This is a genomic window from Microbacterium sp. zg.Y909 (assembly GCF_024626565.1).
Window position 1 is genome coordinate 1 of record NZ_JANJFJ010000214.1, and the last position, 7,454, is coordinate 7,454.

The 7,454-nt window shown below is 70.0% G+C and carries 7 protein-coding genes and 1 pseudogene; 6 read left to right on the plus strand and 2 right to left on the minus strand.

Annotated features, from left to right (window positions below; all coding sequences use genetic code 11):
- Window positions 1-1,085, minus strand: a 1,085-nt coding sequence (locus NQ160_RS14815) for a M1 family metallopeptidase (protein WP_257515969.1), incomplete at its 3' end; no start/stop codon positions are given.
- 140 nt (window positions 1,086-1,225) lie between these two features.
- On the opposite strand from NQ160_RS14815, the gene NQ160_RS14820 reads away from it, so the two are divergent.
- Genes NQ160_RS14820 through NQ160_RS14845 form a run of 6 tightly spaced genes read left to right on the plus strand, consistent with a single transcriptional unit; the run spans window position 1,226 to window position 7,107 of the window.
- Complete coding sequence (locus tag NQ160_RS14820; protein WP_257515970.1) at window positions 1,226-2,437, plus strand: ferrochelatase; 1,212 nt, start codon at window positions 1,226-1,228, stop codon at window positions 2,435-2,437.
- A 37-nt stretch (window positions 2,438-2,474) separates the two neighbouring features.
- Window positions 2,475-3,020 (plus strand): ribose-5-phosphate isomerase, encoded by a 546-nt coding sequence (locus NQ160_RS14825; RefSeq protein WP_257515971.1) that lies wholly within the window; start codon window positions 2,475-2,477, stop codon window positions 3,018-3,020.
- Window positions 3,020-4,015, plus strand: coding sequence for an Fpg/Nei family DNA glycosylase (locus tag NQ160_RS14830; RefSeq protein ID WP_257515972.1), 996 nt, complete (start codon window positions 3,020-3,022; stop codon window positions 4,013-4,015). The genes NQ160_RS14825 and NQ160_RS14830 overlap by 1 nt, the downstream gene beginning before the upstream one ends.
- 45 nt (window positions 4,016-4,060) lie before the next feature.
- The gene (locus tag NQ160_RS14835; RefSeq protein ID WP_257515973.1) at window positions 4,061-4,939 is read left to right on the plus strand and encodes a hypothetical protein; all 879 of its coding nucleotides are present in this window, start codon (window positions 4,061-4,063) and stop codon (window positions 4,937-4,939) included.
- Window positions 4,940-4,966: 27 nt separating this feature from the next.
- The gene (locus tag NQ160_RS14840; RefSeq protein ID WP_257515974.1) at window positions 4,967-5,608 is read left to right on the plus strand and encodes an FMN-binding negative transcriptional regulator; all 642 of its coding nucleotides are present in this window, start codon (window positions 4,967-4,969) and stop codon (window positions 5,606-5,608) included.
- Window positions 5,605-7,107, plus strand: a complete 1,503-nt coding sequence (locus NQ160_RS14845) for an amidohydrolase (RefSeq protein WP_257515975.1) — start codon at window positions 5,605-5,607, stop codon at window positions 7,105-7,107. The genes NQ160_RS14840 and NQ160_RS14845 overlap by 4 nt, the downstream gene beginning before the upstream one ends.
- A gap of 68 nt (window positions 7,108-7,175) precedes the next feature.
- Here the strand turns inward: NQ160_RS14845 and NQ160_RS14850 are convergent.
- A pseudogene (locus NQ160_RS14850) lies at window positions 7,176-7,454 on the minus strand (DNA starvation/stationary phase protection protein); the annotation flags it as partial.

The window sequence follows — 7,454 nt, forward strand, 5'->3', positions numbered from 1 at the left end:
TCCTGGCGGTACGCCCAGGTCTTCTCCATCGCGTTGAAGGTGGTCCACGCCTCGGTCCACTCGGTCGCCTCGGCGGTGGCCATGGTCGACGCCCACTCTGCGAAGGACTCGTTCAGCCACAGGTCGTTCCACCAGCGCATCGTGACGAGGTCACCGAACCACATGTGCGCGAGCTCATGCAGGATCGTGACGACGCGGCGCTCCTTGACCGCGTCGGTGACCTTGCTGCGGAAGACATAGGTCTCGGTGAAGGTCACCGCGCCGGCGTTCTCCATCGCTCCGGCGTTGAACTCGGGCACGAACAGCTGGTCGTACTTGGCGAACGGGTAGGGGTAGTCGAACTTCTCCTCGAAGTACGCGAATCCCTCGCGCGTCTTGTCGAAGACGTAGTCGGCGTCGAGGTGCTGCCAGAGGCTCTTGCGGGCGTAGACGCCGAGCGGAATGACCCGGCCCGAGGCGCTGGTGAGCTCCGAGAAGGTCGCCTCGTACGGCCCCGCGACGAGCGCGGTGATGTACGACGAGATGGTCGGGGTGGGCTCGAAGGTCCACGTGGCGGTGCCGTCGCCGTGGCGCTGGGGCGCGGGCGTGGGCGAGTTGGACACGACCTTCCACTGCTCGGGCGCCGTGACGGTGAACTGGAAGGTGGCCTTCAGATCGGGCTGCTCGAACACCGCGAAGACGCGGCGCGAGTCGGGCACCTCGAACTGCGAGTAGAGGTAGACCTCGCCGTCGACGGGGTCGACGAACCGGTGCAGACCCTCACCGGTGTTGGTGTACAGGCAGTCGGCGTCGACGATCAGCTCGTTCTGCGCCTCGAGGCCCGACAGCGCGATGCGAGAGTCGGCGAACGCCGTCGCGGGGTCGATCGAGCGGCCGTTGAGGGTGATCTCCCGCACGTCGCGTGCAATGAGGTCGATGAACGTGTCGGCGCCGGGCGTGGCGGCGAAGCGAAGGGTGGTGCGGGAGCCGAACACCTCCGCACCACGGTTGAGGTCGAGCGCGATCTCGTACGACATACCGGCCGTCGGGTCGACGACGGCGCGGCGCTCCTGCGCCTCGATGCGGGTGAGGTTCTCTCCGGGCACGGCGGTTCTCCCAAGGTCTTCGGGTGGGTCAGTGCCCGGGCGTGCCGGGCGATCCCTCAGCCTACGCTCTGGAGCGGCCACCACCCGGAAAGACCCTGTAGCGGGCCCTAGCATCGCCACCGCGGTGGGAGGATGGAGGGGTGAGTGCAACCGACGCCGCCCGACCCGTCAACGAGCGCGAAGAGCCCCAGGTTCTCTTCGCTTCTCCCGCATCCGCATCGGGTGCGCGCCATATCGAGGTACCCGTCGCCTATGACGGCATCCTGCTCGCCGGCTTCGGCGGGCCCGAGGGCCAGGACGACGTGATCCCGTTCCTTCGCAACGTCACGCGGGGGCGCGGCATCCCCGACGAGCGACTCGAAGAGGTGGCGCACCACTACCGCCACTTCGGGGGCGTCAGCCCCATCAACGACCAGAACCGTGCGCTGAAGACGGCCATCGAGGACGAACTGGCCCGACGCGGCATCGATCTGCCCGTGTACTGGGGCAACCGCAACTGGGCTCCCTACCTGGAGCAGGCGGTGCAGGATGCCGCGGCAGCCGGTGACACCACGCTCATCGCCGTCGCCACGAGCGCCTACAGCTCGTTCTCCAGCTGCCGGCAGTATCGCGAGGACTTCGCACGTGTGCTCACCGAGACGGGCCTCGGCGACGTCGTGACGATCGACAAGGTGCGTCAGTTCTTCGACCACCCCGGTTTCGTCGCGCCCTTCAGCGCCGGAGTGCTCGCGGCCGTCGCCGGGTTCCTCGACGAGGGTCTCGCACCCGAGCAGATCCGGGTGCTCTTCTCCACCCACAGCGTCCCGATCGACGACGCGAAGCGCTCCGGCCCGCGCGACGTCGACTGGGGCGACGGAGGCGCCTACGCCGCGCAGCACCGCGCCGTGGCCGAGGTGATCATGACGGACGTCGCCGCCGAGCGACCCGACGCGGCGTCGGTGCCCTGGGATCTGGTGTACCAGTCGCGCTCCGGCCCGCCGTCGCAGCCGTGGCTCGAACCCGACGTCTGCGACGTCATCGAGACGCTCCCCGACGCCGGGGTGAAGGCCGTCGCGATCGTGCCGCTCGGATTCGTCAGCGACCACATGGAAGTGCTCTGGGACCTCGACACCGAGGCGATCGAGGCCGCGGAGGAGGCCGGACTGCGCGCGGTCCGCACGCCGACCCCGGGAGTCGATCCGGCCTACGTGTCGGGCCTGGTCGACCTCGTCGTCGAGCGTCTCGAGGGAGCGCCCGCCGCCGAGCGGCCGCACCGTACCGCGCTCGGGCCGTGGTTCGACGTCTGCCGTCCCGCCTGCTGCGAGAACGTCCGCGCCGGGTTCAAACCGGCAGCCGCGGGCATCGCGCCCTGACCCGCCGCCACCGAGCGCCGACCCTAGGATCTTGACCATGCGCATCCACATCGCGACCGACCACGCCGGCCTCGAGTTCTCGACCCAGCTGCAGCATCACCTCGCAGCAGAAGGTCACGACCTCGTCGATCACGGCCCGCTCGAGTACGACGCGCAGGACGACTATCCCGCCTTCTGCATTCGGGCTGCACAAGCCGTCGTGCGCGATCAGGAGGCCGGGGTCGAGGCCCTGGGCGTGGTCTTCGGCGGATCGGGCAACGGCGAGCAGATCGCCGCCAACAAGGTGCGCGGTGTGCGGGCGGCCCTGGTGTGGAGCATCGCGACCGCGGAACTGGCCCGTGAGCACAACGACGCCAACGTCATCGCCGTCGGCGCCCGTCAGCACACGTTCGACGAGGCGGCCGCGTTCATCGACCGCTTCATCGCGACGCCCTTCTCGGGCGAGGAGCGCCACGCGCGGCGGATCGCGCAGCTGGCGGCGTTCGAGACCGACGGCACGCTCGAGCCGGACCCCCGCGCGCCGGGGCTTCAGCCCGACGTGCTGGCCGCCGACGACAGCAGCTTCGACCCGGAAGCGGGCTGATGCCCGAGGGCCATTCCGTCCACCGCATCGCCCGCCAGTTCCAGCGCAACTTCGTCGGGCGGACGGTAGCGGCATCCAGCCCGCAAGGGCGGTTCGCCGAAGGTGCCGCAGTGCTCGACGGCCGCACGCCGACCGAAGCGCGGGCGGTCGGCAAGCAGATGTTCCTCGCCTTCGACGACCTGTGGCTGCGCGTGCACCTCGGTCTCTACGGCGCGTGGGATTTCGCCGGCGAGATCCTCGTGGACCCGACGATCGCCTCCGCCAACGGACGCATGGGACAGACGAACCAGCGCGGCACGGTGCTCGGCGACGAGCCGATCCTGGATGCCGCTGGGGAGAACTCCCTGTCATCGATCGGCGCGCCGCGGCGCACCCGTGTTCACGTGCGCATGTCGGAGCAGACGACGGGCCTGGGGGACGACCTGGAGTGGCCCCCGCCCGTGGTCGGCCAGGTGCGCCTGCGGCTCATGACCGACATCACCTGCGCCGACCTGCGCGGTCCCACCGCGTGCGAGCTGCAGAGTACCGACGAGATGCTCGCAACCGTCGCGAAGCTCGGCCCCGACCCGCTCGTGGGCGACGTGGCCGAGGGGGAGGAGCGCTTCACCCGCACGGTGCGCCGCAAGCCCACCCCCATCGGGCAGCTGCTCATGGACCAGAACGTCGTCAGCGGCATCGGCAACGTGTACCGGGCCGAGATGCTGTTCCGTGCCCGCCAGAACCCGCACACGCCCGGCCGGGAGGTGCCCGAGGAGACGGTGCGTGCACTGTGGCGCGACTGGGTGCGTCTGCTGGCCATCGGCGTCGAGACCGGGCAGATGATGACGATGGACGACCTGGCGCCGGAGGACTACCGCAAGGCGATGGCCTCCCGCGACGATCGGCACTGGGTCTACCACCGCGCGGGGCTGCCGTGCCGCGTGTGCGGCACCGCGATCGTGGTCGAGGAGATGGCCGCGCGCAAGCTCTACTGGTGCCCTTCCTGCCAGGCCTGAGAACAACGCCACCAGGCCCCTGTGGCCCTGACGAAGGAGTCACGCGTGCCCAAAACCAAGAAGCGCAAGAAACCGAGCAACCGTTCTGAAACGCCCGCCTCGCGTCCGCGGGACGCGCAGGGCCGACGCACGACCGGCTCGATCGCCACCACGCGAAAGGTCGTCGCCGTCGTCGGCAACCTCGTCGGTGCACTCGCGCTCGCGGCTGCCGTCGGGATGGTCGCCTGGCTGCTGATCTACACAGCCGGCGGTGGCGTCATCGGAGACGTGTTCGAGGACACCGTCATGGCCATCGCCACCCCCTTCCTGCTGACGCTGCTGTCGCTGACGGGATTCATCTTCGGCCAGTTCGCCGTCCGTGGTCGCTGGGGTCTGGGCGGCGGGGCCCTCTTCGAAGGCGGGTTCACCCGCGTCGAGCTCCGCCCCATCAGCGTGCTCCTTCACATCGTCTTCGCGGGCCTCGCTGTGGCGGCGTGGGTCCTCGTCGTCGTGGTGCCCGTCGTCCGGGACGCTCAAAGCCAGGCCGAAAGCGGCTGGGGGGCGAGCGGCGGGATGTACTTCTGGTACACCGTGACCGTGTATGCCGTGGTCACGGGTGCGATTGCCGCCATGGTCGCTGTGTCCCTGTTGAAGAAACTGACGTACAACCGATCACTGTCGCGCAACGCCGACAGCATCATTCCGGGGTCCCACGCGCAGTTGTGGTGGCGGAAGTTCTCGCACATCTGGCGCGCGGAACTGGGGATCGCCGGCTTCGCCGGCGCCGCGTTCGGACTCAGCCCGCTCGGGGTGCATCTCCAGAGCCCGCTCTACGGGTTCGGCGCCCTCGGGATCGGCATCGCGCTCATGGCCATCGCCGTGGCGCTGGCGCTCAACTCCTGGCGGTCGGGCCTGCCCGTGGAGCGGGTGGAGTCGTACACCTGACGGTTCCACCCCAAATAGGCTGAGGGAATGCGCCAGAACCCGAGCTTCGTCCTCGGCGACACCGCCGAGCTGCGCCGGCTCATCGACCAGAACCCGTGGGTGACGCTCGTCAGCAGCACGCCGGACGGCCTCGTCGCCTCGCACTATGCCGTGCTGCTCGACGACTCGCGCGAGGATCTCACGATCGTCGGGCACGTCGGCAAGCCCGACGACCTGATCCACGGCCTGGGGCAGCGCGAGCTGATGGTCATCGTGCAGGGACCGCACGGGTACATCTCGCCCGGCTGGTACGGCGACGGCCCGGCGGTGCCGACCTGGAACTTCATCTCCGCGCACCTGAGCGGCGTTCCCGAGCTGCTCACGGCCGACGAGAATCTCGCGGTACTCGATCGCCTCGTGGCCAGGTTCGAAAGCGGCATGCCGCAGCCGCGCCTCATGTGGGAGCGGCCGAACGACGCCGACTTCGTGCACCGGCTCGAGAAGGGCACCGTCGGGTTCCGGCTCACGCCCTCGCGCGTCGTGGCCAAACGCAAGCTCAGTCAGAACCGGCCTGATGACGTGGTCGAGACGATCATCGGCGAACTGGATGCCGGATCGGGCCCGTACGGCGATGCCCGCCTGGCAAGCGAGATGCGTCGCGACCTCGACGCGCGAAGGAGCAGCAGATGACCTGGGCCGCAGGCGACCATGTCGCCGTCGTCGCGAACGCGAGGCTGACCGGCGCGGACCGCACCGACCCGTTCGGCGATGACCTGGTCGACGTGCACCTGCAGGCGGGTACCATCGCCGATATCGCCCCTGCCGGTGCACTCCCGCGCGCCGGCGTCGTGCTCGATGCCCAGGGCGGCTGGCTGATCCCGGGTCTGTGGGACCACCACGTGCACGCGGTGCAGTGGGCGCTCCTCACGCAGCGTGTTCCCCTCGGGCACGCAGACAGCGCCGCCCACGCGGCATGGCTCATGGCCGATGCCCCCGTGCTCGATGACGGCCGCCGTATCGGAACGGGGTTCCGCCACGCGTTCTGGCCCGACGCCCCGACGCTCGAAGTGCTCGATGCCGCGACCGGCGACGTCCCCACCTACCTCATCAACGCGGACGTCCACAGCGTGTGGCTCAACTCCGCCGCACTGCGTCGCGAGGGTCACCCTGTGGCCGGCTCGGGATTGCTGTGGGAGGAGCCGGCATTCGAGATATCCCGACGCCTCAACCTCGTCCCCACCGACGTCGCCGACGCGTACGTGGCGCGCATGGCGCACGATGCGGCATCCCGCGGCGTCGTCGGCATCGTCGACCTCGACATGGCCTGGAACGCCGACGCCTGGGCCCGGCGCGCCGCCGCCGGCTTCGACACCCTCCGCACACGGTTCGGCATCTACCCGCGCGATCTGCAGCGGGCCCTCGACCTGGGAATCGAGACCGGTGACGCCGTCGACCCCGCGGGGCTCTTCCGCGTCGGCTCCCTCAAGGTGATCAGCGACGGCTCGCTAGGCACCCGCACGGCGGCGTGCTCGCACGCCTATCCCGGCGACCCGCTGAACCACGGCCTGCTGACCATTCCACCCGACGAACTGGTCGATCTGATGATCCGCGCGACCGGGGGAGGGCTCTCGTGCGCCATCCACGCCATCGGCGACATCGCGAACACCCACGCGCTCGACGCCTTCGCCCTGACGGGCGCGACGGGCACGATCGAGCACGCGCAGCTCGTCGCGCACGCCGACGTGCCGCGCTTCGCCGCGCTGGGCGTGGGAGCAAGCGTCCAGCCCGAGCACGCGCTGGACGACCGCGACCTGACCGACACGGTCTGGGCCACCCAGACCTCGCAGCCCTACCCGCTGCGTGCGCTGGCCGACGCGGGTGCCAACCTGCTGTTCGGCTCCGACGCCCCCGTCTCGCCGCTGGATCCGTGGGCGGCGATGTCGGCAGCGGTGCACCGCACGCGCGACGGCCGTGAGCCGTGGCAGCCAGGGCAGGCGGTGGATGCAGCCACCGCTCTCGCGGCATCCACCGCCGACGGCTCCTCCGGCGGCTCGGCGCTGCGGATCGGTGGCATCGCCGACCTGGCCGTCGTCGCCCACGACCCGCTGACGGCGGACGAGAAGACCATGCGCGGAATGCAGGTTGCGGCCACCATGATCGCCGGTCGCCTCACGCACGTCTCCGCCTGACACCGCCGGACAGCGCCTGACACGACGAAGCCCCGACCCTCGCGGGCCGGGGCTTCGTGGAGACGTGATTACTCGGCGAGGTGGGCGAAGAGGAACCAGCGGTCCTTCTCCAGGCCCGCCTTGATGCCGATGGCGACATCCTGGCTGGTGAGGTCGACCTCGTCGAGACCGTCGATCGCGGCCTGCACATCGACGAGGATGCCGTCGATGTCGGCCAGCACGCTGCGCACCATGGCGTCCCACGGGGTGAACCCGGCGGGCACGGTGGTGGGCTTGGCCTTCTGGGCGACGGTGGTCAGGCGGGCGTCGATGGGGAGGCCCAGGGCGACGATGCGCTCGGCGGCTTC

What these genes read in the sequence shown, in the direction of transcription:
- NQ160_RS14845 (WP_257515975.1), top strand. Translation starts at nt 5,605, where the DNA reads ATGACCTGGGCCGCAGGCGACCATGTCGCCGTCGTCGCGAACGCGAGG.
- NQ160_RS14825 (WP_257515971.1), top strand. Translation starts at nt 2,475, where the DNA reads ATGCGCATCCACATCGCGACCGACCACGCCGGCCTCGAGTTCTCGACC.
- NQ160_RS14840 (WP_257515974.1), top strand. Translation starts at nt 4,967, where the DNA reads ATGCGCCAGAACCCGAGCTTCGTCCTCGGCGACACCGCCGAGCTGCGC.
- NQ160_RS14830 (WP_257515972.1), top strand. Translation starts at nt 3,020, where the DNA reads ATGCCCGAGGGCCATTCCGTCCACCGCATCGCCCGCCAGTTCCAGCGC.